Genomic DNA, 25,435 nt, shown 5'->3' with positions numbered 1-25,435 from the left:
AAGGCTTAAATTTTTGCCGCTTGCTTCGTTTTCAGGGGAGGCGCATTGCGTGTCAGACGTCTTTTCGATCAGGAGCGAGCGTGATTATTTCCAGGCAGTTAACAAGGTTGAGCCTTGCGGGTGTGTTTCTGGGGCTGAGTCTTGCGGCAAACGCGCGTAGCCAGCCAGAGCAAGCGACGGCCGACATTCGTCGAACCGGTTTCGGCGTGCCACATATTCGGGCCGAAAACGAGCGTGGGCTCGGCTACGGCATCGGCTATGCCTACGCTCAGGACAATCTGTGCTTGCTGGCCAATGAGATCGTCACCGTCAATGGCGAGCGTTCACGGTATTTTGGCCCGGACCTGTTGACGGTCGAAGAGCGCGGGAACCTGGCCAGCGATCTGTTTTTCAGCTGGCTGAACACGCCACTGGCTGTCTCCACCTTCTGGCAGGCGCAAACGCTTGAAGTCCGTGAGCTCATCGAAGGTTATGTGGCGGGTTACAACCGTTCGTTGGCAGAGCGTCGGGTGCAGGGGTTGCCGCAGCAATGCCAGGGGGAATGGGTGCGCGCGATTACCCCCCAGGACGTGGTCAAGCTGACCCGCCGTCTGCTGGTCGAAGGCGGCGTGGGGCAGTTTGCCGAAGCGTTGGCCGGCGCCACCCCGCCTAAAGCCGTCGCTCATGTGGCAGGCGAACCGGCGTCGTTCCAGCTGGCGGCTTCGCGCCTGCAACGGTTCGCTCTGGATCGCGGCAGCAACGCAGTGGCGGTCGGCAGTGAGCGCTCGTTCAACGGCCGCGGAATGCTGCTGGCCAACCCGCATTTCCCTTGGGTGGGCGGGATGCGTTTCTATCAGATGCACCTGACCATTCCCGGCAAACTGGACGTCATGGGCGCTGCGTTGCCAGGTATGCCCATGATCAACATCGGGTTCAACCAGCACCTGGCGTGGACCCACACCGTGGATTCGTCCAAGCACTTCACCCTGTATCGCCTGCAACTCGATCCAAAGGACCCGACCCGTTACTTGCTGGATGGCAAGTCCTTGCCGATGAGAAAGCAGACGCTGACAGTCAACGTGAAGCAACCCGATGGCCACACCCGGCAGATTTCCCATGTGGTCTATAGCTCGGAATTCGGCCCGATTGTGCAATGGCCCGGAAAACTGGACTGGAACAACCAGTTTGCCTACAGCCTGCGCGATGCCAACCTGGATAACGACCGTGTCTTGCAGCAGTGGTCCGCGATGAACCGTGCCGCCAGCCTCAAGGATTTTCAGGCCTCGGTGCACAAGATTCAGGGGATCCCGTGGGTCAATACCCTGGCGGTGGACGATCAGGGGCAGACGCTTTACATGAACCTGTCGGTGGTGCCGAACGTCAGTGCCGACAAGTTGGCAAAATGCAGCGATCCACGGGCCGGATTACAGATGATCCTGCTCGATGGCTCCAACAGCGCCTGCGCCTGGGACATCGACCCGCACGCCGCGCAAAAAGGTATTTATGCGGCAGACAAATTGCCGCAACTGCTGCGCAAGGATTTTGTGCAGCACTCCAACGATTCGGCCTGGATGGCCAACCCGGCACAACCGCTCACCGGTTTCTCGCCGTTGATCAGTCAGGACAACCAGCCACTGGGGCTGCGTTCGCGTTTCGCACTGGAGCGCCTGGGCAGTTTGAACAAGGTCGGCCCTGTCGCTGCGGCGGATCTGCAACACATGGTGATGGACGATCAGGTGTATCAGGCAGCCCTGGTGATGCCGGACCTGCTGCAATTCTGTGCCGCGGACCTCGGCCCCGATGCGCCGACGCTGACGCCGCTGTGTGCCAGCCTCAAGGCGTGGGATCACCGTGTGAATCTGGATAGTGGGCTGGGCTTTGTGCACTTTCAGAATGTCATGGTGCCGTTGCAGCGAATCCCTGACCTCTGGCGTGTAGCGTTCGATCCGAAGGACCCGCAACACACTCCACGTGGCCTGGCGATCGAACGGCCGAAAGTCGCCAAAGCGGTCCGGACGGCGATGCTGGCCTCGGTAGAAAAGGTCAAAACCCTTGGCTTGAAGGCTGACAGCCGCTGGGGCGATATCCAGGTGGCCAGCAGTGGCGGGGAGCAAACGCCGATCCACGGTGGGCCGGGCACGCTGGGGGTGTATAACGCCATTCAAAGCGTGCCGAGAACCGACGGCAAACGTGAAGTCGTCAGTGGCACCAGCTATTTGCAGGTGGTGACGTTCGATGACAAGGGGCCGCAGGTTCAGGGGTTGCTGGCATTCTCGTTGTCCAGCGACCCGGCGTCGAAGTATTCCCGGGACCAGACACAGGCCTTTTCGAAGAAACAGTTGAGTGTGTTGCCGTTCACCGAGCAGCAGATCACGGCTGATCCGCAGTACCAGGCTCAGACGATCCGCGAGCAGGATGAAAAAGCGGGGAAGATCGCCGCGCAGTAATAGCGATGGCGTTTAAATGAAAAATGAAGGCCGCACCCCGCAAGGGTGGCGGCCTTCAGCTTTTTGGGGCTTGTTGAGGCATCGAGTTGAGGACCGGATTGCCGTCCTGGTTGCGGGTCAGGTAGACCGGCAGCACCTTGGGCAGCGAAGCCACCAGGTTATTGAGTTCTTTGATGTTGTAGATACCGCCGAGGCGAATCGAACCGGTGCTGTGGTCTGCAAGCATCACCGGTTTGTTCAGATAACGATTGATCAACGGCAGGGCGTCGGTCAGCGCCAGATTATCAAGCACCAGCTTACCGCTGCGCCAGGCCAGCGACTGATCGTTGGCATAGGTCTGGCTGATTTGCGGGGTGAAGTCGCCGTGCCTGTAACGTGCCTGCATCGCAGGTTCCAGGCGTAGACCGTCGCCGGGCAGGGCATCGTTACTGGTCACCAGCACGGAACCCTCGATCAGGTTCACGCGGACCTGGTCTTCATACATCCAGACATTGAATTGGGTGCCGGTGACGCGAATCCTGCCGTCGCCCGCCCTGACAATGAACGGGTGCTGCAGGTCGTGGCTGACGCTGAAGAAGGCTTCGCCTTTTTTCAGCGTGACACGACGTTGATCCTTGTAATTGCTGAACGTCAGTTCACTGCCCAGGTTCAGTTCAACCTGACTGCCGTCGCTTAGCGTGACCTGACGAACATTCTCGGTCGCCTCGAAATGCTGATAGGCATTGGGCAGCCAACCCAGGTTCCATCCGGTATACGCCGCCAGTGGCAGCGCCAGGGCGCAGACGGTGGCGGCAATACCGAAGGTGCGCCAGGGCGTTGTCGGTTTGACCCGAACAGCCGGCGCGGCGGATTCGGGACGCGGTAAATCCCCCGCAACATCCCAGATCTCCAGCATGGCTTCGTACTCGAAGGCATGCAGCGGATGAGCATCACGCCATTGCTCGAACGCCAGGCGTTCTTCGGCCGTGCAGTCGATGGCGTGCAGCCGCATACACCAGTGCGCAGCGGCATCGGTGATGGCGTCGTATTGGGCTTGCGAGAGAGAGTGGTCGGTCATTGACTCATCCTGATTTCCTGCATTCTAACCTTGAGGGCAAGTCTGCGAGAACAACCGTCATGGCATTTCCCCATCAAAGTCGAAACTATTTTGCAGGGCACTGACGTTGCGCCAGTGCCCTGTCACCGCGTTTCAGGGCGTGTCGACGTGAAGCTGGCGTCCCAAATGAGTGATAAGCCAGGCGATGGAGTCAGCGTTGGCCAGTTGGACCGCCAGTCTCGCCGTCGCATCCTTTTTGAAATGCGTGCGTGCTTCGGCCAATGTCTTTTTGCCGGTCAGGCTCAAAATCTGCTGATGTAGATAATCGGTGTTCTCATGGCTGGTTTTACCAAAGTCTTCCCACACGTTTGTTTCGGCATTCAAAACGGTGAACAGCTCGTATAAAGGCGTATGGTTTGAAAGCGCCTCCTGAGCCTGCGTCAACGTCCTGCTCAGCTTGGCGCCACGGGTCGTGGTGGTATCAATCAGATCGACAAACGGTCTGCCGCAATCCAAATAAACGATATCCTCCGCGTTACAGATCACATGCGACAGCTCGTGGATCAACGTCGTTGCACGGGCGTGAGCACGGATCGGGAAAGAGGCATCGGTCAGGTAATTACGGTAGTGATCCAGATAGGGCATAAAAAACTTCTCTGCCAGATAGATTTTTTTCTCCTGGTCGACAGGGATCGTGAAGCCAAATGTAATGTCCCGGTGTTCATGAACTCTTCCAGTAACAAAGCGTTTCGACTTCTCGTTCCTGAGCGTCGGGTCCACCAGGGCACTGAGGATTTCTTCTACGACTTTCTCTATCTTCGCCACATGCGCGGGCAATATCGCCGGTACATCTAGAAACCTCTTGATCAGTTGATGGACCGGTGTCTCTGTGTCGCCTGTTTTTTTCAACAGTTGCAGGTTGCGGAAGCTGTTCCAGGCATAGGTGGTCGCGAAGTCAAGGCTTTCATCGATCAGCCGGGCCCGTACAGGGAAGAGCCTGCGTATTTCGGCCATTCCATTGGCTTCGACGTTCATCCCATCCCGGACAGCGGACCATGTTTTAAGCCGCTTGCTTAAACTGTACTGGCGAGCTTGCGTGTCCTCCGGCTCCCGCACCCACTGCTTTGAAGCGTTCTGCACGACATAGGGGCCATCGCTGCCCGAACTACTGATGCGCCAGCGCTTGCCGCGTTTTTCGAGTGGATAGACCTTTCCTTCAACCGGAGCGTATTTTTTCTTTGTGGTCGGGTGTGTGTAGAGCCCAAGGGTGGCGTCCCGGGTCATTGAGCCGAGGTCGGCATCAACGTGCTCGCGGCTCTGCAACCCTGTGCGTACCGGATCGGTAATGGCGATGTCCCGCCATTGAAGGTTGGCACTGGTTGGAGGGGGGGAAGGCTCACTTGCCGCCGCCGAGGGTTCTGCCTGGCTTTCCATTGACTGGCGCAACATCGCCAGTTGCGCTATGCCGCTGATAAAGGACTTTATCGCCGGCCCCCATTTGTGTTGTTGAAGGTCCTCTGCAGACGCCTTGAAATCGCTATAGCTGTGCCACACGACAGTCGGGTAGGCCAGCTTGCCCAGCAGGAACGTAAAGGCTTGTTCAGGAGCGTCACCCAATACGCGTTTTATGGTTTCCCAGTCGCCCTGAGCGTCCTTCAAGGATTGGGTGCCCAGCAGTCGCGCCAGGCATTCGACATTTGCGTTGAACAGGTGCTTGAACAGATCGCCCCTGATGGGTTTGGAGGCCAGATTGACTTCGCCGGACGCAGTCGTACTGGTCACATGGCTGTCGTAATGCGTGCGGTCAGTATGCGACAGACTGTTGCGCACCCAACTGTGCAGTGGGCCTTGTGACTTGAGCTCCGTCAGCAACAGATGTTCGTTTTCATATTCCTTCACTCCATGGCCAGGGCTATAGGGCGCGATAAGCACCTGTGGTCCCGCCGTGTTCGGTTTGGGGCCGATCAAATAAATGCCTGGTACTTTGATCGACGGCAGACCTTTACCGTAGAGGATCTCAAGTGGACGGATTATCGCATTCGCACCGTCGACGGCCTCGCGGGCGATTGCATCGGGCATGTCCATGACTTGCCGAATGAAGTCGAACCCGGTTTCGCTCAGGCGTTCCTGCAGTTTTAGCGAATGCGCGTAGTGCAACAGTTGCCACGGTAATTGTGCGGCGAACAGCTGCCGGGAGGCTTTCGCACTCGTATTGGTTTCGGCAAACGCTGCCGTCACTATTTTTTGCTGAAGCTGGCCGACATCCAGCTTTCGTATCAGGCTCTTGATGTAACGCTTGTCCATTTTGGCCGGGACGGCGGTGGAGGTGAGTGACACCAGCTTGAAGTCGGCATTGTCCAGTTCATGAAAGTGAGTCAATGCAAAAGCCGACAGCGTCAGCGTCTTTGCGCCAGATGTCAGGGGCGAGGCAACCTGCACCTGGACGTTGTCCGGATCAATGTCCAGTCGATCGGCCTTGAGTAGCTTTTTCAACTCGAACTGTGCCGTGCGTTCAAGAGAGCGCACGCCGGTCAGGTAATCCTTATCGTCCTTGGCATTGTTCAGGTATTGCTGAAGCAGTTCTGCATGCAGTACCTGATCCTGTATGGACGCTTTGGCCAACCATACCGGAAGTTTTTGTTGGGTCGCCAGAGAGCGTGCGAGGTCTGTTGCCCGACGTAGCCCTGTCTTCGGTGTGTGCAATGCCACCAGGTTCAGTAGATTTTTCAGAGTCGGTGCGGGCAGTGAGGAGGCCAAGGCGCGTTCGACCGAGATTTGATCCAGCCGAACGAATGGTTTTTGTATGTGATCCAGAAAATCCTCATGAATCAACTGTAATGGCGCGAGGGTAAAGGTACGCCCTGATGTTCGCTGGCTTCTTTCGAGATTCTCCAGAATCGCTGGGCGATCGTCCTCGCTCTGCAAACGTTTTTTGAATGCTGTCAGCAGCGGGGTGAGGGAAGTAAAGGCTTCGAATCCCGAGGCTGGGGTCCATAGAATCGCCTTGCCGGAGTGGGTCGGGTCCTGACCGCCGCGCTCGGTGAGTACAAAACAACTGGCGAGCTTGAGCACGTCACTGGTGTCGTCGGCCTTGAGTGCCAGGGAAAAGACATCCGGCAGAAACCCGTTCAGAGCACCGCGTTGCAGCCGGACCGGCGTCTCGAACAGTGTTTTGATCATCGCCAGTTCCGTCGTCCCAAGCGCGCGGGCGACGCCCAGCAGTTTGTGCTCGCTACGCAATGCGGTGCTCAAGGTATGCACAAACTTGGGTTGCAGTTGCTCAAGAGACGAACGAGCGAGGGTTTGTGCCGCCGCGAACGTTGTAACCGAAATGGACGGGTGTTGATCAAGCTGATGCTCGAGTGCCTGCTTGACGGTGGAGAGACTTGCCAGTTGTTCTTTTGCCGATTCTGCACGCACGGTGGCCGGTCGCGCACTCCAACGCTGATCGGCCCGGGTGCTCCAGCGGCCGTTTGCATCGCCGGTCAACAGGCGATTGTCGATCAGGCCTCGTACATCCAGCGCCTTGTCGAGCAACGCATGTACATTGAGCGTGCCCTCGCTTTCCCGGTACCGGCTCAGGGCGTATGTCAGGTTCTGCAGTTGCTTGGCGCGGACATCTTCAATGAGTTGCTCAAATACTTGGCCGGTAATCGGTTCTCCAATGATCAGACGCTCCTGCGGCTCAAGCGAAAGGAAGGTGTCGCGTTCGTCGAGGGACATGAAATTGAGCAGATTGTCCTCGTGACCCTCGCTTCTGAGCATGGCCAGCGCCGTGTCTTTTATCGCTGCAAGATCGGTACTGGCCTGGATGCCTGAGGAGTGGGTGTACAGGTAGCCCAAGGTGTCCGAGTTGCCGCTCATAAAGGTGGACGCGAGCTCTACATAATGTTTATAGAGCGCGCTGACGCGTACTTTCTCGACCCGTAGCGGGAGTTCTGGGGCAGGCTCGGCTCCGCTGACGCTCATCAACTCCAGATATTCAGCGGTGGTCAAAATACCTTGCTGACGCTTTAGCAGAAGATCCACATGATAGGTATCTCGCAGGCTCTCGGCGAAAAAGTCGGAACGGGACTGCCCGTCGCTCATGGGGGCATTCCAGAAGGTTTCGAGCAGACTCTGCAGGCGGGGTGTGAAGCTTTGCGCGATCTCTTTTATCTCGCGTTCCCAGGCCTGGTTGTCAGCGTGGTTGCTCACACCGTGGCCTGGGTTGGAGAAGGTTCTGATATCGCCATCCGGCCACTGATTGGTCAGGTAGACGTGCAGCAGGGCATCGCTCAAAGACAGCGAAGAAAGCTTGCGCCGGTTTTGCGGGTGGGTGGTATCGGAGGCGGGAGAAGCGCTGTCGATATAACTGTCCAGTTGTGTACGGCGCTGGTCCAGTTTGGGAAAACGCTTGGCCAGGGCGATTTTGAGTGTCTCGTCCAGCATCGACTGCAGCGACGGCATTTTCACCAGTTCGGCCAGCATCGTCTGGATGTTCTGCGTCTGGTTGCGGTCGAGGGTCTGTTCCTGGTCCTGAAACGCCGCCCCCTCGATCTTTTGCGTCGACACCGTCAAGCCCGTGGTTGCCGATGCAGTCGAACGCTGTTCGATGGAGAGGTAACGCAGCAGCGCCTGCTGGTCGCTGGCCTGGCTCAGCCATCTCTCGAGTTGCGTTGTGAGGTCGGTCATGTCGGCGAATTTGACGAGGCCTTTCCAGGGTGTATAGAGGATGACTTCGCTTTTGTTGGGACGACTCATGCAAAACGCACCGGCCAATGGAATGTCGGGTCCGGCGGACATCTGCAACATCAGCCGATCTATCTGCATCGCAGCCTTTTGGGTTGTGCGAGCCTCGTGGGTGGCGAGATAAACACCACCCTTCAACCATTTCAGGTCATCAAGGGTGAAGTTCAGCGCTTTCTCGCGCTCGCCGGGTTGTTTTGCATTGGATGCACGTTCTGCCTCGTCGAAAAAATACGGCAGCGGGGGAGCAGTCATGGTTTGTCCTCGATGGGCTGCGATGAATGGTGATCGCAGGTTGCTGGGTCGAGGGAAAACAGTAGGGCCAATGCAAAGCCCGGGTGCGGTACATATTGCTTGACTCGATCCTTTGCTGGAGGCTTGACAGGACGCCGGTAAAACAGCGCTTAATCGACGACTTTTTCGGGTTGCCCGCAACCTCGTTTGACCTGTTGCCCATACCCAATAATAAAACCGGAGCTTCAGATGACCGCATCGCCTGAAATGGCCGTTAACTCGAACACCCAAACCCTCGATTTCGACGCGCTCGTTCTATTGCTCGAGCAGATATTCCAGCGCCATGGCACCTCAGCCGACGTCGCCAGAACCCTGGCCCTCAACTGCGCCGGTGCCGAACGCGACGGGGCTCACAGTCACGGTGTGTTCCGCATTCCCGGTTATGTGTCGACGCTGAAGAGCGGCTGGGTCAATGGTCAGGCCGTGCCGGTGGTCGAGGACGTGGCCTCGGGGTTTGTCCGGGTCGATGCTGGCAATGGTTTCGCCCAGCCGGCCCTCGCGGCGGCGCGGCCATTGCTGGTGGAAAAAGCCCGCAGCGCCGGTATTGCGGTGTTGGCCATCCGCAATTCCCACCATTTCGCCGCCTTGTGGCCGGACGTCGAGCCGTTTGCCGAAGAAGGGCTGGTGGCACTGAGTGTGGTCAACAGCATGACCTGCGTGGTGCCGCACGGCGCTGATCGCCCGCTGTTCGGAACCAACCCGATTGCCTTCGCCGCGCCCAGGGCCGACGGTGATCCGATCGTCTTCGACCTCGCCACCAGCGCCATTGCCCATGGCGATGTACAGATCGCTGCCCGCAAAGGCGAGCGCTTGCCGGCAGGCATGGGTGTGGACAGCCTGGGCCAGCCGACCCAGGACCCGAAAGCGATTCTCGAGGGTGGCGCCTTGCTCCCATTTGGCGGGCATAAAGGTTCGGCGCTGTCGATGATGGTGGAACTGTTGGCGGCGGCGTTGACCGGCGGCAATTTTTCTTTCGAGTTCGACTGGTCGAACCATCCGGGTGCCAAAACCCCCTGGACCGGTCAACTGCTGATCGTGATCGATCCGAGCAAGTCGGCGGGGCAGAACTTTGCCGAACGCAGCCAGGAACTGGTCCGGCAGATGCACGGTGTGGGGCTCAAGCGTTTACCGGGTGATCGGCGTCACCAGCAGCGCGCCAAGTCTGGTGCTCAAGGCATCCCGCTCGATGTACAGACGCTGGCGAATCTGCGGGAATTGGCGGGGCTTTGAGCCCTGGAGAGTCAAACGCAATCCATGTGGGAGCGGGCTTGCTCGCGAAAGCGGTGTGTCAGGCGACATCAATGTTGACTGTGCCGCCGCCTTCGCGAGCAAGCCCGCTCCCACAGGTTCAACGTCGGCCCAACAACAGCCCGACCACCAGACCGAATCCGGCGGAGATGGCCACGGTTTGCCAAGGATGACCGCCGATGTAGATTTCGGTGGCGTCGACCGCAGGTTGGGTCCGGTCACGAACACTGGAGACTGAACTTCGGGCCTGCTGGAGTTTCTGGGCGATTTGTCCGCGAAGGGTGTCAGCTTCTTCACCGACCAGTGAAGCGCTGCTTTTCAGCAGTTTTTCCGACTCTTCGATCAGGGCCTGAAGTTCGCTGAAGACTTGATCCTTGATTTGATCCTCGGCGACTTGATCGACGGTTTTTCGGGCCATTGGAGTACTCCTTGCAGGTGAATGGACAGTGAACAATGGAGTCTGACGCGGCTGAAAAAGTTGCAGCCATTTTGCGTGGTGACTCAACCCTGAAGAAAAATCCAGCACAGGACATTTCCTCCTACAGTGTAAGATGTCGCCTATTTTACGCAGCAGGTAACTCCCATGAGCTTCAATCTGGCCGACAAACCCCTTGCCGAGCGCGCGGCGCTTGAAGATGAAAAATCCCGTCTGTTCGAACTCTGGCAAAACAACCTGGGCAAAGCCAAGGGCGAAGCCGCGCGGTTGTTCGGTGAACGCGCCAAGCGCAAAGGCAAATGGGCCGAGTGGGTGCGTTCCGAACTCGACGGTATGTCGCCCCCGGAGTTCGCGAACATGGTGCGCAGTGAAGTCAATCGCCTGATGGCCGCTAAATAAGTTTCTACCTGACACTACTCGGCTCCTACGGGTGGGAAAAGATCGCGACAATCGCCTCGCGCACTTTCAACACCACCGGGTCGAGCTGCGTACTGGTGCGCCAGCCCAGTTCGATCGGGTAACGCGGCAGCGCCAAAGGGCAGGGCAGTAGCACCAGCCCGCTGAGCGCGGCGATACTTTGGGCCGCATGGGCCGGAATGGTCGCCACCGCCTGACTGCCTTTGAGCAGATACGGCAACGCGGCAAAGTGCGTGGTCGATGCGCAGACCCGCCGACTCAATCCCAACGCCGCCAGACCTTCATCGGTAATCCCGATAAAACCGCCCGATGACACCAGAATGTGCTCGCGGGCGACGAAGTCCTCAAGGCTGAGGGTCTGCTGCCCATCGGCCAGGCTGAGGGGATCCGCCAGGCAGAGATAACCCCCTTCACCCAGCACCTGACGACTGAGCAAACGCTCGGCAAACCCGCCTGCCGTGATTGCCAGATCAATGCTGCGCTCCATCAAGGCCTGGGCGACGATCTGGCTATGGGTCTGGCGAAAGATCAGCCGCAGTTTCGGCGCACAGCGAGCGATCTCTTCGATCAATCGGCGGCCGTAGGCGATTTCGAAATCATCCGACAACCCCACCGTCACTGAGCGTCCGTCGTAATGGTGGGCCGCCGGATCGACCATCGCCAGGCTCTGTCGGCATTTGTTCAGTGCATCGCTGACCACCGGTTTCAGCTGATTGGCCTTGAGCGTCGGCGCAAGACCTCGACCCGTGCGCACGAATAACTGATCGCCATACACTTCTCGCAATCGGCGCAACGCCGCGCTGACCGCCGATTGCGTCACACCCAGACGCAGCGCGGCACGGCTGGCGCTGGATTCCTCATGCAGGGCTTCGAAGACTTTGAGCAGATTGAGATCGACGCAGGCGATATTCATTTGATTCATATCATTCAGCAGTGAGCAGGGCTTTATTCATGATCCTGTGGCGCCGGAGAATGAGCAACACCTCATTACTGACGGAGTTACCGCGATGCCCAAGTCCATCGTTGCTGCACTGCAAATCGGTGCCTTGCCCGGCGGCAAGGCCGACACCCTGGAACAGATTCTTGCCTGGGAAAACGCCATTATCGAATCCGGCGCCGCACTGGTGGTCATGCCTGAAGCATTGCTCGGCGGCTACCCCAAAGGCGAGGGCTTCGGTACACAACTGGGTTATCGACTGCCGGAAGGTCGTGAAGCGTTTGCGCGGTATTTCGCCAACGCCATCGACGTGCCCGGTGTCGAGACCGAGGCCCTGGCCGGTTTGTCGGCCCGCACCGGGGCCAATCTGGTGATCGGTGTGATCGAACGCGCGGGCAGCACCTTGTACTGCACCGCGTTGTACTTCGATCCGCAGGCCGGGCTGGTCGCCAAACACCGCAAGCTGATGCCCACCGGCACCGAGCGATTGATCTGGGGCCAGGGCGATGGCTCGACTCTGCCGGTCATCGACAGCCAGGTCGGGCGAATCGGCGCGGTGGTGTGCTGGGAAAACATGATGCCGTTGCTGCGTACTGCGATGTACGCCAAAGGCGTGGAAGTCTGGTGCGCGCCGACCGTGGACGAGCGGGAAATGTGGCAGGTCAGCATGCGCCACATCGCCCATGAAGGCCGCTGCTTTGTGGTCAGCGCCTGTCAGGTGCAAGACTCACCGCAAGCCTTGGGCGTGGACATCGCCAACTGGCCGGCGCAGCGCCCGTTGATTGCCGGTGGCAGTGTGATTGTCGGCCCCATGGGCGACATTCTCGCCGGGCCGCTGCGTGGCGAGGCGGGTTTGCTCACCGCTGAAATCGACACCGATGACCTGATCCGCGCCCGATACGACTACGACGTGGTCGGGCACTACGCGCGCCCGGATGTGTTTGAGTTGACGGTGGATGAGCGAGCCAAACCGGGCGTGCGGTTCAACACATAAATCTGGTGGGGGCGTGATTGTCGTCTAGTCTCTAGGCGTTTATACCCCCGTCAATGGATGGACTGCCCATGAGTGTGTTACTCGGCCCGATTCTGCAGTTTCGTGGCATCAACAGTAGTGTCTATAACGTGTCGGCTCTGGTGGTTCTACCCTTGGGCGGGTCATCGCCCAGCGTGAAGGTGCCCAAGGGTGTCACTGCCGGCAAACCGTTGGCCACCGCCGATATCCCGCTGCTCAATCCTCAGCACCGCGTCTGGCGCATTGATTTCAAAACACCGCAAGACAAATCCGTTGCCACCACTTACACGATCAACATAGAGGGGGCAGAGGCCAACTTTGTCGTTCCGGCCAAGGGCCAGTCGCCGCGCATCGCGTATGTGTCGTGCAACGGCTTCTCGGACCCCAAGGACATGGAGAAGGTGGACAGGAACAACGAGCGTTGGGAGCACATGTGGGGCGTTCATCAAAGCAAGCCCTATCACCTGCTGTTGATGGGTGGCGATCAGCTTTACAGCGACGACATGCGCAGCAGCGTGTCGTCCATGAAAGCATGGTTTGCCAAACCTTTCGCCGATCGTCAAAAGGCCGTCTACACCAAGGTGATCGAAGCAGATCTGGACAAGTTTTTCGCCAGGCTCTACCTGGAGTGCTGGAAACAGCCTGAGGTCGCGAAGCTATTCAGCGCCATCCCGACGGTGATGATGTGGGATGACCATGACATCATCGACGGCTGGGGTTCCTACGATGAGATGCTGCATTCAAGTCCGGTGTTCCAGGGGCTGTTTGCCACGGCCAAACGCTATTTCAGGATTTTCCAGCAGCAACTGATCCAGACCCATCCGCACCTCAAACCGTCCGCTGATACGCATCCCTGCGCGATTCCGGGTACCGCCGACGGCTTTCACCTGGGGTTCACCGGCCTGGGCGAGTTGGCATTGTTGGTTCCCGACCTGCGCAGCGAACGCGCGCCGGACTTGACGACTCCACGGGCTCAACAGACCCGGGTGATTTCGCCCCTCAGTTGGGATGCGATTTATGCCTGGCTGGACAAGGTCAAGGCGCACAAGCACCTGTTGCTGATGTCGAGTATTCCCGTGGGTTACCTTGATTTGCAGGCGGCCGAAAAGGCGCTGGACCTGATGTCGGGGCAACAGGAGCTTGAGGACGATTTGCGCGACCACTGGCGAAGCCAGCCCCACCGAGACGAACGCAAGCGGCTGATCATGCGGCTGCTGGATTTCGCCAATGCCGAGTCATGCAAGGTTACGCTGGTGTCCGGTGATGTTCATGTGGCCGGGGCCTGTGTGATCGAATCGAAGTTGTCCCGGCATAACGTCGATGGTGCAGGAACGATCTACCAATTGATTTCGACCGGGGTCGTGCATCCTTCGCCGCCGGTGCTGGCGGTGCAATTTCTGGAGTCCATTGGCGGGCACCAGGAACAGATCGACTACGCCATCACCGGAACCATGTTGCCCATCGGCACAAGGGGACGTTACCTGATTGCCGCTCGAAACTGGCTGGCGATAGAGCCGGATGAGGGCGGCAACGGCAAAACCCGACTGTGGGCCAACTGGCACATAGAAGGTCTCAAGCATTGTGTGACGCAGGTGATCTACCCCGTTACATAACGGGGCGTTACCAGGTGCCGGAGGTCGAACCCGACAGGCTGAGCTTGCCGCGATCGACAAAACGCAGGGTACCGAACGCGCCGCCAGCCAGCTTGCCGCGCAGTACGTAGGGCAGATTGTCCAGGGTCTGCGTCTGACTCAACCCCAGGGTCTGACGCAGCACCGTGAACGCCGAAATGCTCACCGGCACCACTAACACTGCTTCGGAGAACCGTGGGATCGAGCCCGACTGGTTGCTGACGCCGGAGGCGAGTGGTCGGCCGTTGACTTCCAGGTCCAGCGCCACGCCGTTGTAGGCGATCGCGGTTTCGTTGGGGTTTTGCACGCGCAGTTTTACCGCGAAACGCACTTCCAGTTCCTGGCTTTGCAGCGGCTCGATACCGACCACGTTTATGTGCAGCGGATCGCGACTGGGGAACAGGGCGCAGGCGCCGAGGGAGAGCAGCAGGAAGGACAGGACGATTAATCTGCGCATGGACAGGCTCTCGGGCAGGAAGATATTCAGCACGATAGCGCACAACGCACGGACAGTGATTGGCGATTCGAAGATGGTGTGCAGCGCCTTTGGCAACTCGCGCAACACTTCAGGCACCGCCCAGGCCCATCGGCCGTCGAGGCCGTAAATCGGGGCTAAACGGTACAGAGGGGCATACACAAAACCTGTGGCGAGGGAGCTTGCTCCCGTTCGGCTGCGCAGCAGCCGCAAACCCGGAGATGCTGTGTCTGTATGCGGCTAAACACAAGGTCGATCGGTAACGCGCAAACCAAAATGTGGGCTTGCTCGCGAAGGCGGAGTGTCAGCCAATATAAGTGTGAGATGTTAAACCGCTTTCGCGAGCAAGCCCGCTCGCACATTTGAGTTGTGTTCGGCTCTTGGAGCGAGATCACTCCTGCCAGTTTCTGGCAGCAGCCTCTGCTAAGCTCCGGCGACTTTTCAGGAAAGAGCCTGCCGACCGTGTCACGAACCACTCGTTTACTGACCTTGTTACAAGTGCTGCGGGGCAAAAGTCGTCCGGTGACTGCCGCGACATTGGCCAGCGAACTGGAGATTTCCGAGCGCACGCTGTACCGCGACATCGCGGAACTCACCGCGCTCGGCGCGCCGATCTTTGGCGAAGCGGGGATCGGTTATGTGTTGCGCAGCGGTTTGTTTCTACCGCCCTTGATGCTCAATGCCGATGAAACCGAAGCCATTGTGCTCGGTTTGCGTTACGTGGATCAGCGTGGCGATGAGGTCTTGAGCAAAGCCGCGGCCGATGCCCTGGCAAAAATCGCCGCGGTGCTCGACCCGACGGCCCAGGATGCCTTGCGCAACCCGACGGTGTTGCCGGGCCCACCAGGTTGTGGCTACCCGCAAAATGCCGTGCCCTTGAATGTGTTTCGCCAGGCCATCCGCGATCAGGCCAAGCTGCACCTCGATTACGCGGACGCCAATCAGGTGCCCAGTCAGCGGCTGATCTGGCCACTGGCCCTGGGGTTTCTCAACGAGGTGCGGATCATTGTCGCCTGGTGTGAGTTACGCAGCGCCTATCGCACGTTTCGCACCGACCGGATCTCGGCCGCCACTGAACAGGGCGAACGTTACCCGGGGCGGCGCAGCGACCTGTTGCGCACCTGGCGCAAGCAGATGCAACTGGACGAAGCAGGGCGTTTCACTCCTGACAAGAACTGACACAGGCTTGTTTTAGCATGGCTCCAGAATCAACTCACAAGGAGCCGTAAACATGTCCAGTCCAGCCTCTTCACTGGCCCCTGCCATCGCCGCCTACATTGCTGCCGCCAATGCTCGCGACACGTCGAGGGTCGCCAGTTTTTTCGCTGAGAATGCCAATGTGTTCGATGAGGGGCAGCATCAAGTCGGCACGCAAGCCATTGCTCAATGGATGCAAGACACCGCACAACGTTACCAACCCCGGGTCGAGGTGCTCGACGTTCAGCTGCGCACCGGCAAAGTGCTGGTCCACAACCTGATCTCCGGCACCTTTCCCGGTAGCCCGCTGGAACTGCGCTACACGTTCCGCCTCAATGAGCAGGGCAAGATCGCCCGGCTGGACATCTCTCTGTAACCCGCTCCCACATGAATTGCGATTTGCCTATACTGCCGCGCATGAATGTCGACTCTCCCTTAAGCGCCTGGCAACACGCCATCGAGCAGAAGGGCTTCGTCCAGGACGAAGCCCAGGAACACGCCGTGTGGGCGCTGCAAAAATGCCACGAAGCCTTGCATGAAGGCCGTACGCCGATCACCGGCGTGTACCTCTGGGGGCCGGTCGGGCGGGGCAAGACCTGGTTGATGGATCAGTTCTACCAAACCCTGCGCGTCCCGGCTCGGCGTCAGCATTTTCATCACTTCATGGGCTGGGTCCATCAGCGTTCCTTTCAATTGACCGGCACCGCCGACCCGTTGAACACGCTGGCGCGCGAATTGAGCCAGGAAGTACGGGTGCTGTGTTTCGATGAGCTGTTCGTCAACGACATCGGTGACGCGATCATTCTCGGGCGTCTGTTTCAGGTGATGTTCGAGCAGGGCGTGGTAGTGGTGTGTACCTCCAACCAACCACCGGATCAGCTGTACGCCGACGGCTTCAACCGCGACCGATTCATGCCGGCCATTGTTGCGATCAAGCAACACATGCAGGTCATTGCGGTGGATGGCGGGGAAGATCATCGTCTGCACCCTGGCGCCGGTGTGCAGCGTTACTGGGTGAACGTGCCGGGTCAGCCCGGCGCCCTCGGCGAAGTGTTCAAGGCCTTGACCGTCGGCCAGTCGCTGTCCAGCGATCCGGTGAAGATCGGCTACCGTTCGGTCAGTGTCATGCAGGCCAGTCAAACCGTGCTCTGGTGCCGCTACGCCGAACTCTGCGAGCAGCCTTTTGCCGCCATGGACTTCATGGCCCTGTGCGACACCTTCACCGCTATTGTGCTGAGTGAGGTACCCAACCTCAGCGCGCAAAAGCGTGAAGGGCGCATCGCCCGTGGCACTGAAGACGGTGTCGAGCGAGTGGCGGCGGGGGATCGCGAGTTGCCCCAGTTGTCGGTGCATGACGACGGCGTGCGGCGGTTCATCGCCCTGGTGGACGAATGCTATGACCGCAAGGTGCCGCTGTACCTCGAGGCGCAGGTGCCGATGGAGGCGTTGTACACCGAGGGCTATCTGGAATTCCCGTTCCGCCGCACCCTCAGCCGTTTGCAGGAAATGCAGCTAAAACGTTTTGCCCAGACTTGATGCCCGGGAGGAGGTGCAACGGGGCGAGAGGATCCGGTTGTCGGCACCCCGGCGCTCGCGATAAGGTCGCAGGACCTTTCAGTGCGCAAGAGGCGAGCTGGGGCAACTTTATGTGTGATCGAGGGTGGAAATGGAATCCGCAGAAATTCTAGTGCTTCAGGCCAGCTACTCGAACCCGGTGCATGCCGAGGCGATTTGTCTTGTATTGAACCACTACGCCGAAGACCCGATGGGCGGCGGTCACCCGTTACCCGTCGATAGATTGCAACAACTGCCGGGGGAGCTGGCCAAACGTCCCCATGCCTTCAGCGTACTGGCGTTTGTCGGCGGTGAGCCGGCAGGGCTGGTCAATTGCTTCGAAGGCTTTTCGACCTTTGCCTGTCGGCCATTGGTCAACGTGCACGATGTGGTTGTGGTGTCGAAGTTTCGCGGGTTGGGGCTGAGTCAGAAGATGCTGCACAAGGTCGAGGACATCGCACGCCAGCGCGGCTGCTGCAAAATCACCCTGGAAGTGCTGGAAGGCAATCCAGTGGCTCAGGCGTCTTATGGCAAATTCGGTTTTTCGCCAGGCATGTTCGACCCGGCGCACGGCCGGATGCTGTTCTGGACCAAAGCGCTTTAGTCCGCCATCCGCAATCTCTGTGGGAGCGAGCCTGCTCGCGAAAGCAGTGGGTCAGGCAACATCAATGTTGACTGTACCGGCGTCTTCGCGAGCAGGCTCGCTCCCACAGGTTCTGCCCCCCTCAAAAACTACTGCTGAACGACCGCCGGAGCGACAGGCGCGCCCTTGGTTTTCATCAGGCTGAAATCGATCAACGGCCGCTGCTCACGCTCATAAGGGTTGCCGATCATCAATGGCCGAGGCTTGAAGCTGTCGCTGACCAGGCTTTTGCTGCGGTCCAGCTCATCAAAGTTCAGGCCGGCCAGATCAGCCCAAGTGTGAATCAGCTGGGAACTGCTGTACGGCCGACCCAGGTCAGCGGCGAAACTCCAGTCATGGTTTTCACGCCATTTCGGCGAAGCCCAGGCCATGAATGGAATGGTGTACATCGGCGCGGTCGGCTTGTTCTCGTTGCGGCCCAGGGTGTTGTGGTCAGCGGAGTCGAAGACGTCTTCGCCGTGGTCGGAGAGGTACAGCAGGAAACCGTTCGGATCAGCCTTGGCGTAGTCCTTGATCAGACTCGACACCACGAAATCGTTGTACAGCACTGCGTTGTCATAGCTGTTGTACGTCGGCACCTGATCGTCACGCACGCCGTCCGGAACGCCTTTGCGGTCGGTGAACTTGTTGAACGTCGACGGATAACGGTACTGGTAACTCATGTGCGTGCCGAGCAAATGCACGACGATCAGTTTGCGTGGCGCTGCATCGGCCAGCGCCTTGTTGAACGGCTCGATCACATCGCCATCGTACTGGGCGGCGTTCTGGTTGCGGTTGTTGTTCAGGTACACCTGTTCGTCGGCCTGCTCGGAGAAGGTCGTGAGCATGGTGTTGCGTTTGGTCATGGTCTGCTGATTGGTGATCCAGAAAGTCTTGTAACCCGCCTGCTTCATCATGCTGACCAATGACGGCGTCGTCAGGTAGAGGTCCGGATTTTCTTCGTCAGCGAACGTCAGCACCTGCTGCAACGCTTCGATGGTGTAGGGGCGTGGGGTAATGACGTTATCGAAAACCGCCAGTTGGTCCTTGAGCTTGTCCAGTTCCGGGGTGGTTTCCCGAGGGTAGCCGTACAGGCTCATGCGCTGACGGTTGGTGGACTCGCCGATCACCAGCACCAGGGTCGCCGGCTGGTTGGCCATCGAGTCGGTGAGGTTCTTGAGGGGCGGGATCTTGCTGGCGCTGTCGAGCATATCTTGCATGCCGACCAGGGTCTCGAGGTAACGGTGATAGGCCACGGCCATCTGCCACGGCACCGCGGGCTCGATGCGGGTTTCGAATTTCTCGAAGCCGTCCGCCAGGCTGCCGGTGCGCGCGGTCTGCTTGATCAGCGGGTAACCGATCACGGCCAGCAGAATCGCCGTCGCTGCAATCAGCGCCTGGGCGCGTGGCAGGTACACCGGGCGCAAGCGGGTCCAAAGGAAATACGCGAACGCGGTGTGGGCGAGGAACGCCAGCACCATCCACCAGGCAAAATACTGGGTCATGTACTCGCCGGCTTCAGACACGTTCGATTCGAACATGATGAAGATGACGCTCTGGGAAAATTCCTGCTGATAAATGAAGAAATAACCCAGGCTGGCCATCGAACAGGCCCACAGCACCATGCCGATCAGCGCGGACATCACACGGGTTTGTTTGGGAAACAACAGCATCGGCGCCAGCCAGACGGCACTCATCACAAAGGCCTGGCGGAACCCGCTAAAACCGGAGGTGCCCGTCAGTTGAATCAGCAGTTGGGTGATGCCGGAAAAATACCAGAAGAACAGAAATAACCAGAGAAATCCTGCCCAGTCGAAACCATTCGCAGACGTTTTGCTGCGTTTAAACAAAGCCATTCAACACTCCCGCCGGATGATCACTTCGGCCGTCGGCACTCTCCCTGTCGCAGACGAACAAACGCCGCCCGGATACCGAGCGGCCACAATGAGCCGGAGTATCAACAAGCAGATGTGAAAACTTTGTGAGTTGCCGGAGCTGGCAGGTTTCAGCAGATCGGAAACAGCGGCGGCCGTTTCCGATTCAAGCGAGGGGATCAGGCGTGGGGAGCACGTTGGGTGACGGGCAAGGGCTGAGCCTGATTGCCTTGGGTCAGCAGGCGCAATTGCGCGACTTCCCGTTTCAACTGATCGCGCTCGTCTTTCAACTGGCGCAGTTCATCGCGACGGATCGTGACGTAAAGGGTTTGTGCTGGCAGTGCTGTATGTACGGTGCCCATTGCTCACCTCGCAAATGGCGGTATCAACTGTAAGTCGGCTCCCGAAATCGGGTGCTCACTTACTATCGGCGCCGATTTTGATTTCTTTTGCTCCTGAAGGGAACTTTTTTATTTTTCATGGTCGTTGTGTCTTCGGTGCGATTCCCGACGTTATCAATCAGGATCGGGCACAATGCCCGGAAACTTCATCCCGCCGCTCTGGACTAACTTTCACTAGTCGCGTTGGGCTATAACCTTTGACACACTTTATTCGTAGTAGGGAGCATCAGTACATGCAACTCGGGATTATTGGACTGGGCCGCATGGGCGGCAATATTGCGCGGCGCCTGATGCTCAACGGCCACACCACCGTTGTTTACGACCGCAATACCGCCTTTGTCGACACCCTGGCCGAAGAAGGCGCCACCGGCGTCGCCGATTTGCCAGCCCTGGTCGCCGGCCTGGCCAAACCGCGTGCAGTGTGGGTCATGCTGCCCGCCGGCGCACCGACCGAAGACACCATCGACACCCTGAGCACCTTGCTTGAAGCCGGCGATACCATCATCGACGGCGGTAACACCTTCTATAAGGACGACATCCGTCGGGCCAAAACCCTGTCGGAAAAAGGCCTGCACTACATCGACGTCGGCACCTCCGGTGGTGTCTGGGGCCTGGAGCGTGGTTATTGCATGATGATCGGCGGCGATGCCGAGACCGTTAAGCGTCTCGATCCGCTGTTCGAAACCCTGGCCCCGGGCCTGGGCGACATTCCTCGCACCAAGGACCGCAAGTCCGATGACGATCGTGCCGAGCGCGGTTACATCCACGCAGGCCCCGCCGGCGCCGGGCATTTCGTGAAGATGATCCATAACGGCATTGAATACGGAATGATGCAGGCCTTCGCCGAAGGCTTCGACATTCTCAAGACCAAGGCCAGCACCAATCTGCCCGAAGATCAGCGCTTCGACCTCAACGTTGCCGACATCGCTGAAGTCTGGCGTCGTGGCAGCGTAGTGTCTTCCTGGCTGCTCGACCTGACCGCCGACGCCCTGGCGAGCGATCCGAAACTCGACGGCTATTCAGGCTCCGTGGCTGACAGTGGTGAAGGCCGCTGGACCATCGAGGCCGCCATGGAGCAATCGGTGCCCGTACCTGTGCTGTCGAACTCGCTGTTCTCCCGCTACCGTTCGCGCGGACAAGGCACCTTTGGCGACAAGATTCTCTCGGCCCAGCGCTTCGGCTTTGGCGGCCATGTGGAGACTGCGAAAAAATGACCCACGTGATCCGCAGGAAATCCAAGGCAGAACCCGCACCGCCCACCACGCTGTTTCTGTTCGGTGCCCATGGTGATCTGGTCAAGCGCCTGCTGATGCCGGCGCTGTATAACCTGAGTCGCGACGGTTTGCTGGGGAATGGACTGCGGATCATCGGCGTTGATCACAACGCCATCAGTGACGAAGCCTTCGCCAAAAAGCTCGAAGATTTCATTCGGGCGGAAGTGGCGGCCAAGGTCGGCAAGGGCGATCACGCCCTTGATCCGGCGTTGTGGGCCAAATTGGCCAAACACATCAGCTACGTCCAGGGCGACTTTCTGGATGAACGCACCTATGACGCGCTGGCGGCGAAAATCGCCGCCAGCGGCACCGGCAACGCGATTTTCTACCTGGCCACCGCACCGCGCTTTTTCAGCGAAGTGGTGCGGCGTCTCGGCGCTGCCGGATTACTGCAAGAAACCCCCGACGCGTTCAGAAGGGTGGTGGTCGAAAAGCCTTTCGGCTCCGACCTGTACACCGCCGAAGCCTTGAACGCGTGCTTGCTCAACGTGATGACGGAAAAGCAGATCTACCGGATCGATCACTATCTGGGCAAGGAAACCGTGCAGAACATTCTGGTCAGCCGGTTCTCCAACAGCCTGTTCGAAGCCTTCTGGAACAACCATTACATCGACCACGTACAAATCACCGCCGCCGAAACCGTCGGCGTGGAAACCCGTGGCAGTTTTTATGAAGTCACAGGCGCCCTGCGGGACATGGTGCCCAATCACCTGTTCCAATTGTTGGCGATGGTGGCCATGGAACCACCAGCCGCCTTTGGCGCCGATGCGGTACGCGGCGAAAAAGCCAAAGTCATCGGCGCGATCCGCCCCTGGTCGACCGAGGAAGCGCGCGCCAACTCGGTGCGTGGCCAATACACCGCCGGCGAGATCGATGGCAATCCGCTGCCCGGTTATCGTCAGGAAACCAACGTAGCACCCGACAGCACCACCGAAACCTATGTCGCGCTCAAAGTGATGATCGACAACTGGCGCTGGGTCGGCGTGCCGTTCTACCTGCGCACCGGCAAGCGCATGAGCGTGCGCGACACCGAGATCGTCATTTGCTTCAAACCGGCGCCGTATGCGCAGTTCCGCGATACCGAGGTCGAAGAGTTGCAGCCAACCTATCTGCGGATCCAGATCCAGCCCAACGAGGGCATGTGGTTCGACTTGCTGGCCAAACGGCCGGGGCCGGCGTTGAACATGGCCAATATCGAGCTGGGTTTTGCCTACAAGGATTTCTTTGAAATGCAGCCGTCCACCGGCTACGAAACCTTGATCTACGATTGCCTGACCGGCGATCAGACGCTGTTCCAGCGTGCCGACAACATCGAGAACGGCTGGCGCGCCGTGCAGCCGTTCCTCGACGCCTGGCAGCAGGACACGACGTTGCAGAGCTATGCGGCCGGCGAAGACGGGCCACAGAGCGCTGACGAGCTGCTGACCCGCGACGGTCGCGTCTGGCATAGCCTCGGATGAGTGACGTCACGCAACAACCCATCCGTTTTCTGCTCAGTGACATGGACGGCACGTTGTTGCTGCCCGATCACAGCCTCAGTCAGCGCACGATCGAGGCGGTCCGCGCCTTGCGCGAGGCCGGCGTACTGTTCAGCCTGGCCACCGGGCGTCCGCCCAAAGCCATGTTGCAGCAGATCGAAGCCCTGGGCGTCGATCTGCCGACGGCGGCCTTCAATGGCGGCACGATCGTCAACCCGGACGGCAGTGTGCTGGTTGCGCATTATTTGCCGGCAACCGCAGCGCTGACAGCATTGACGCTGTTTGCCGATCAGCCGGACATTGAAGTCTGGGTGTTCAGTGGCGGTGACTGGCTGTTAAAGGATTCGAACGGTCCGATGGTCCCGCGAGAGCAGCACGGCCTGGGGTATCCGCCGGTGGTGGTCGAGACATTTGAGCCTTACCTGGCCCGCATCGACAAGATCGTCGCCGCCAGCAACAACACCGAACTGCTGATCGAACTGGAAGCGCAGTTGCTGCCCAATGTCGAAGGGCAGGCGCAGGTGTCGCGTTCACAACCGGTCTATCTGGACGTGACCGCAATGCAGGCCAACAAGGGCGAGGCACTGGCGACACTGGCCGAGTTTCTCGGTGTACCGCTGGAACAGACCGCTGCCCTCGGTGACGGCGGCAATGACCCGGCGATGTTTCATCGGGCTGGGTTGTCGATTGCCATGGGGCAGGCGGAAGAAGCGGTGAAGCGTCAGGCCGATGTAGTGACCGGGGCCAATACCGAAGACGGCGCGGCCCTGGCGATCGAGCGATACATCCTCAAACACTGAACACACAACAGACTGTAGGGGCTGTTACAACCAGTAGCTCACCGCGTACCAACCAAGAATCCCCATCACCACGGTGTAAGGCAGCGCCATCCACACCATCCGCCCGTACGACAAGCGAATCAGCGGTGCAATCGCCGAGGTCAGCAGGAACAGGAACGCCGCCTGGCCATTGGGCGTCGCCACGCTCGGCAGATTCGTTCCGGTGTTGATCGCAATCGCCAGGGCTTCAAAGTGCTCGCGGCTCATGTGGCCGGAGATGAACGCCTGCTTCACTTCGGTGATGTAAATGGTCGCCACGAACACGTTGTCGCTGATGGCCGACAGCAAGCCATTGGCAATAAACAACATGCCCGGTTGTTGATCGGCCGGCAGTGCCAGCACCCACTGGATCAGCGGCGTGAACAGTTGCTGATCGTGAATCACCGCCACGACTGCGAAAAACACCACCAGCAGCGCGGTGAATGGCATGGCGTCCTTGAAGGCGTTGCCGAGGCGGTGCTCGTCGGTGATGCCGGTAAACGCGGTGATCAGCACGATCACCATCAAACCGATCAGGCCGACTTCGGCAATGTGAAACGCCAGCCCGGCAATCAGAATCAGCGCTGCCGCCCCTTGCACCAGCAACGCAGCGCGCTGACGCGAAGTACGCTCGGCGTTGTCTTCGGCGGCGTAGTTGGCCAGCACCGTACGCACGTTGTCCGGCAGCAGCGTGCCGTAGCCAAACCAGCGCAGTTTCTCCAGCAGCACGCAGGTCACCAGGCCCGCTGCCAGCACCGGCAACGACACCGGAGCGATCTTCAGAAAGAACTCGGCGAAGTGCCAACCCATTTCATGGCCGATCAGCAGGTTCTGCGGCTCGCCGACCAGCGTGCACACACCGCCCAACGCAGTGCCGACCGCGCCGTGCATCAGCAGGCTGCGCAGGAAGGCGCGGAACTGTTCGAGGTCGGCATGGTGGAGAGTGGGCAAGTGCTGGTCATCGCAGAATGAGCTGTCATGACGCGGATCGCTGCCCGAGGCGACGCGGTGATACACCGAATAAAACCCCACGGCCGCACTGATGATTACGGCAGTCACGGTCAAGGCATCGAGAAACGCCGACAGAAACGCCGACAGGAAACAGAACATCAACGCCAGCAGCGCCTTGGAGCGAACCCCCAGCAGCAGGCGCGAGAACAGAAACAACAGCAGGTCTTTCATGAAGTAAATCCCCGCCACCATGAACATCAGCAGCAGGATCACCGGGAAGTTGTGCACCAACTCGTCATACAGCGCCTGGGGCGTGGTCATTTTCAGCAGCAGTGCTTCGACCAGCAGCAACCCACCGGGCATCAGCGGGTAACACTTGAGCGCCATGGCCAGGGTGAAGATGAACTCCAACACCAACAGCCAACCGGCCGCCGCCGGGCCGATCGTCCACAACACCAGAGCGTTGAGAATCAGGAAACCGACAATGCTCGCCTTGTACCAGCGGGGTGAGTGCCCGAGAAAGTTGTGCGCGAAGGCTTGGGCCATTGAGCCGGACATCGGCTACTCCTTGTATTAAGTAGCGCGCAACTTGCCGTAAGCGCAAGGGAAGATCAAGTCCAAGAATA

The 25,435-nt window shown here is 59.1% G+C and carries 20 protein-coding genes; 12 read left to right on the top strand and 8 right to left on the bottom strand.

The window, feature by feature from the left end:
- Nucleotides 1-80: 80 nt before the first annotated feature.
- Nucleotides 81-2,426, top strand: coding sequence for an acylase (locus LOY38_RS15555; RefSeq protein ID WP_258695986.1), 2,346 nt, complete (start codon nt 81-83; stop codon nt 2,424-2,426).
- 55 nt (nt 2,427-2,481) lie between these two features.
- Here LOY38_RS15555 and LOY38_RS15550 read toward each other — a convergent pair whose 3' ends face one another.
- Nucleotides 2,482-3,483, bottom strand: coding sequence for a FecR family protein (locus LOY38_RS15550; protein WP_258695985.1), 1,002 nt, complete (start codon nt 3,481-3,483; stop codon nt 2,482-2,484).
- Nucleotides 3,484-3,615: 132 nt separating this feature from the next.
- Nucleotides 3,616-8,445 carry a dermonecrotic toxin domain-containing protein gene (locus LOY38_RS15545; RefSeq protein ID WP_258695984.1) on the bottom strand — a complete coding sequence of 1,610 codons (4,830 nt, stop codon included), beginning with the start codon at nt 8,443-8,445 and terminating at the stop codon, nt 3,616-3,618.
- 228 nt (nt 8,446-8,673) lie between these two features.
- On the opposite strand from LOY38_RS15545, the gene LOY38_RS15540 reads away from it, so the two are divergent.
- Nucleotides 8,674-9,714 carry an Ldh family oxidoreductase gene (locus LOY38_RS15540; protein ID WP_258695983.1) on the top strand — a complete coding sequence of 347 codons (1,041 nt, stop codon included), beginning with the start codon at nt 8,674-8,676 and terminating at the stop codon, nt 9,712-9,714.
- Nucleotides 9,715-9,832: 118 nt separating this feature from the next.
- Here the strand turns inward: LOY38_RS15540 and LOY38_RS15535 are convergent, their stop codons facing one another.
- Nucleotides 9,833-10,150, bottom strand: a complete 318-nt coding sequence (locus LOY38_RS15535; RefSeq protein WP_258695982.1) for a YqjD family protein — start codon at nt 10,148-10,150, stop codon at nt 9,833-9,835.
- A gap of 165 nt (nt 10,151-10,315) precedes the next feature.
- Here LOY38_RS15535 and LOY38_RS15530 point away from each other — a divergent pair, with 165 nt between their 5' ends.
- Nucleotides 10,316-10,567, top strand: a complete 252-nt coding sequence (locus LOY38_RS15530; protein WP_007937833.1) for a hypothetical protein — start codon at nt 10,316-10,318, stop codon at nt 10,565-10,567.
- A 25-nt stretch (nt 10,568-10,592) separates the two neighbouring features.
- On the opposite strand, the gene LOY38_RS15525 is transcribed toward LOY38_RS15530, so the two are convergent.
- The gene (locus tag LOY38_RS15525) at nt 10,593-11,507 is read right to left on the bottom strand and encodes a LysR family transcriptional regulator (RefSeq protein ID WP_258695981.1); all 915 of its coding nucleotides are present in this window, start codon (nt 11,505-11,507) and stop codon (nt 10,593-10,595) included.
- A gap of 85 nt (nt 11,508-11,592) precedes the next feature.
- Here LOY38_RS15525 and LOY38_RS15520 point away from each other — a divergent pair, with 85 nt between their 5' ends.
- Both LOY38_RS15520 and LOY38_RS15515 read left to right on the top strand, forming a co-directional pair.
- Nucleotides 11,593-12,516: a carbon-nitrogen hydrolase family protein gene (locus LOY38_RS15520; protein ID WP_258695980.1), complete on the top strand. Its 924-nt coding sequence runs from the start codon at nt 11,593-11,595 to the stop codon at nt 12,514-12,516.
- A 68-nt stretch (nt 12,517-12,584) separates the two neighbouring features.
- Entirely contained in the window at nt 12,585-14,147 is a 1,563-nt protein-coding gene (locus LOY38_RS15515) for an alkaline phosphatase D family protein (protein WP_258695979.1), read from the top strand.
- A gap of 7 nt (nt 14,148-14,154) precedes the next feature.
- Here the strand turns inward: LOY38_RS15515 and LOY38_RS15510 are convergent, their stop codons facing one another.
- Nucleotides 14,155-14,622, bottom strand: a complete 468-nt coding sequence (locus LOY38_RS15510) for an LEA type 2 family protein (protein WP_258700734.1) — start codon at nt 14,620-14,622, stop codon at nt 14,155-14,157.
- Between the two features lie 480 nt (nt 14,623-15,102).
- Here LOY38_RS15510 and LOY38_RS15505 point away from each other — a divergent pair, with 480 nt between their 5' ends.
- From LOY38_RS15505 to LOY38_RS15490, 4 genes are all read left to right on the top strand, one after another.
- The gene (locus tag LOY38_RS15505; protein WP_258695978.1) at nt 15,103-15,819 is read left to right on the top strand and encodes a YafY family protein; all 717 of its coding nucleotides are present in this window, start codon (nt 15,103-15,105) and stop codon (nt 15,817-15,819) included.
- 52 nt (nt 15,820-15,871) lie between these two features.
- Nucleotides 15,872-16,213, top strand: coding sequence for a nuclear transport factor 2 family protein (locus tag LOY38_RS15500; protein WP_258695977.1), 342 nt, complete (start codon nt 15,872-15,874; stop codon nt 16,211-16,213).
- Between the two features lie 41 nt (nt 16,214-16,254).
- Nucleotides 16,255-17,373 (top strand): cell division protein ZapE, encoded by a 1,119-nt coding sequence (gene zapE, locus LOY38_RS15495; protein WP_258700733.1) that lies wholly within the window; start codon nt 16,255-16,257, stop codon nt 17,371-17,373.
- Nucleotides 17,374-17,503: 130 nt separating this feature from the next.
- Nucleotides 17,504-17,995: a GNAT family N-acetyltransferase gene (locus LOY38_RS15490; protein WP_258695976.1), complete on the top strand. Its 492-nt coding sequence runs from the start codon at nt 17,504-17,506 to the stop codon at nt 17,993-17,995.
- A gap of 128 nt (nt 17,996-18,123) precedes the next feature.
- On the opposite strand, the gene LOY38_RS15485 is transcribed toward LOY38_RS15490, so the two are convergent.
- The gene (locus LOY38_RS15485) at nt 18,124-19,869 is read right to left on the bottom strand and encodes a phosphoethanolamine transferase CptA (protein WP_258695975.1); all 1,746 of its coding nucleotides are present in this window, start codon (nt 19,867-19,869) and stop codon (nt 18,124-18,126) included.
- Nucleotides 19,870-20,066: 197 nt separating this feature from the next.
- Entirely contained in the window at nt 20,067-20,249 is a 183-nt protein-coding gene (locus LOY38_RS15480) for a DUF6026 family protein (protein WP_008069248.1), read from the bottom strand.
- 272 nt (nt 20,250-20,521) lie between these two features.
- Between LOY38_RS15480 and gnd the strand changes: the two genes are divergently transcribed.
- Genes gnd through LOY38_RS15465 form a run of 3 tightly spaced genes read left to right on the top strand, consistent with a single transcriptional unit; the run spans nt 20,522 to nt 23,840 of the window.
- Nucleotides 20,522-21,502: a phosphogluconate dehydrogenase (NAD(+)-dependent, decarboxylating) gene (gene gnd / locus LOY38_RS15475; RefSeq protein WP_258695974.1), complete on the top strand. Its 981-nt coding sequence runs from the start codon at nt 20,522-20,524 to the stop codon at nt 21,500-21,502.
- On the top strand, nt 21,499-23,022 hold the full coding sequence (zwf, locus tag LOY38_RS15470; RefSeq protein ID WP_258695973.1) for a glucose-6-phosphate dehydrogenase: 1,524 nt from the start codon (nt 21,499-21,501) through the stop codon (nt 23,020-23,022). The genes gnd and zwf overlap by 4 nt, the downstream gene beginning before the upstream one ends.
- Entirely contained in the window at nt 23,019-23,840 is an 822-nt protein-coding gene (locus tag LOY38_RS15465) for an HAD family hydrolase (protein ID WP_258695972.1), read from the top strand. Before zwf ends, LOY38_RS15465 begins: the two co-directional genes overlap by 4 nt.
- Before the next feature lie 24 nt (nt 23,841-23,864).
- Here the strand turns inward: LOY38_RS15465 and nhaB are convergent, their stop codons facing one another.
- The gene (gene nhaB / locus LOY38_RS15460; RefSeq protein ID WP_258695971.1) at nt 23,865-25,367 is read right to left on the bottom strand and encodes a sodium/proton antiporter NhaB; all 1,503 of its coding nucleotides are present in this window, start codon (nt 25,365-25,367) and stop codon (nt 23,865-23,867) included.
- Nucleotides 25,368-25,435: the final 68 nt, after the last annotated feature.

It is taken from the genome of Pseudomonas sp. B21-015 (assembly GCF_024749285.1).
In the GTDB taxonomy this organism is placed as follows: Bacteria; Pseudomonadota; Gammaproteobacteria; order Pseudomonadales; family Pseudomonadaceae; genus Aquipseudomonas.
The sequence above is the reverse complement of the archived record's forward strand: the minus strand, read 5'-3'. Positions and strand labels throughout refer to the sequence as shown.

Coding starts and splice junctions, on each gene's coding strand:
- LOY38_RS15550 (WP_258695985.1), bottom strand. CDS start 3,483: ATGACCGACCACTCTCTCTCGCAAGCCCAATACGACGCCATCACCGAT.
- LOY38_RS15545 (WP_258695984.1), bottom strand. CDS start 8,445: ATGACTGCTCCCCCGCTGCCGTATTTTTTCGACGAGGCAGAACGTGCA.
- LOY38_RS15540 (WP_258695983.1), top strand. CDS start 8,674: ATGACCGCATCGCCTGAAATGGCCGTTAACTCGAACACCCAAACCCTC.
- LOY38_RS15535 (WP_258695982.1), bottom strand. CDS start 10,150: ATGGCCCGAAAAACCGTCGATCAAGTCGCCGAGGATCAAATCAAGGAT.
- LOY38_RS15530 (WP_007937833.1), top strand. CDS start 10,316: ATGAGCTTCAATCTGGCCGACAAACCCCTTGCCGAGCGCGCGGCGCTT.
- LOY38_RS15525 (WP_258695981.1), bottom strand. CDS start 11,507: ATGAATCAAATGAATATCGCCTGCGTCGATCTCAATCTGCTCAAAGTC.
- LOY38_RS15520 (WP_258695980.1), top strand. CDS start 11,593: ATGCCCAAGTCCATCGTTGCTGCACTGCAAATCGGTGCCTTGCCCGGC.
- LOY38_RS15515 (WP_258695979.1), top strand. CDS start 12,585: ATGAGTGTGTTACTCGGCCCGATTCTGCAGTTTCGTGGCATCAACAGT.
- LOY38_RS15510 (WP_258700734.1), bottom strand. CDS start 14,622: ATGCGCAGATTAATCGTCCTGTCCTTCCTGCTGCTCTCCCTCGGCGCC.
- LOY38_RS15500 (WP_258695977.1), top strand. CDS start 15,872: ATGTCCAGTCCAGCCTCTTCACTGGCCCCTGCCATCGCCGCCTACATT.
- zapE (WP_258700733.1), top strand. CDS start 16,255: ATGAATGTCGACTCTCCCTTAAGCGCCTGGCAACACGCCATCGAGCAG.
- LOY38_RS15490 (WP_258695976.1), top strand. CDS start 17,504: ATGGAATCCGCAGAAATTCTAGTGCTTCAGGCCAGCTACTCGAACCCG.
- LOY38_RS15485 (WP_258695975.1), bottom strand. CDS start 19,869: ATGGCTTTGTTTAAACGCAGCAAAACGTCTGCGAATGGTTTCGACTGG.
- LOY38_RS15480 (WP_008069248.1), bottom strand. CDS start 20,249: ATGGGCACCGTACATACAGCACTGCCAGCACAAACCCTTTACGTCACG.
- gnd (WP_258695974.1), top strand. CDS start 20,522: ATGCAACTCGGGATTATTGGACTGGGCCGCATGGGCGGCAATATTGCG.
- zwf (WP_258695973.1), top strand. CDS start 21,499: ATGACCCACGTGATCCGCAGGAAATCCAAGGCAGAACCCGCACCGCCC.
- LOY38_RS15465 (WP_258695972.1), top strand. CDS start 23,019: ATGAGTGACGTCACGCAACAACCCATCCGTTTTCTGCTCAGTGACATG.
- nhaB (WP_258695971.1), bottom strand. CDS start 25,367: ATGTCCGGCTCAATGGCCCAAGCCTTCGCGCACAACTTTCTCGGGCAC.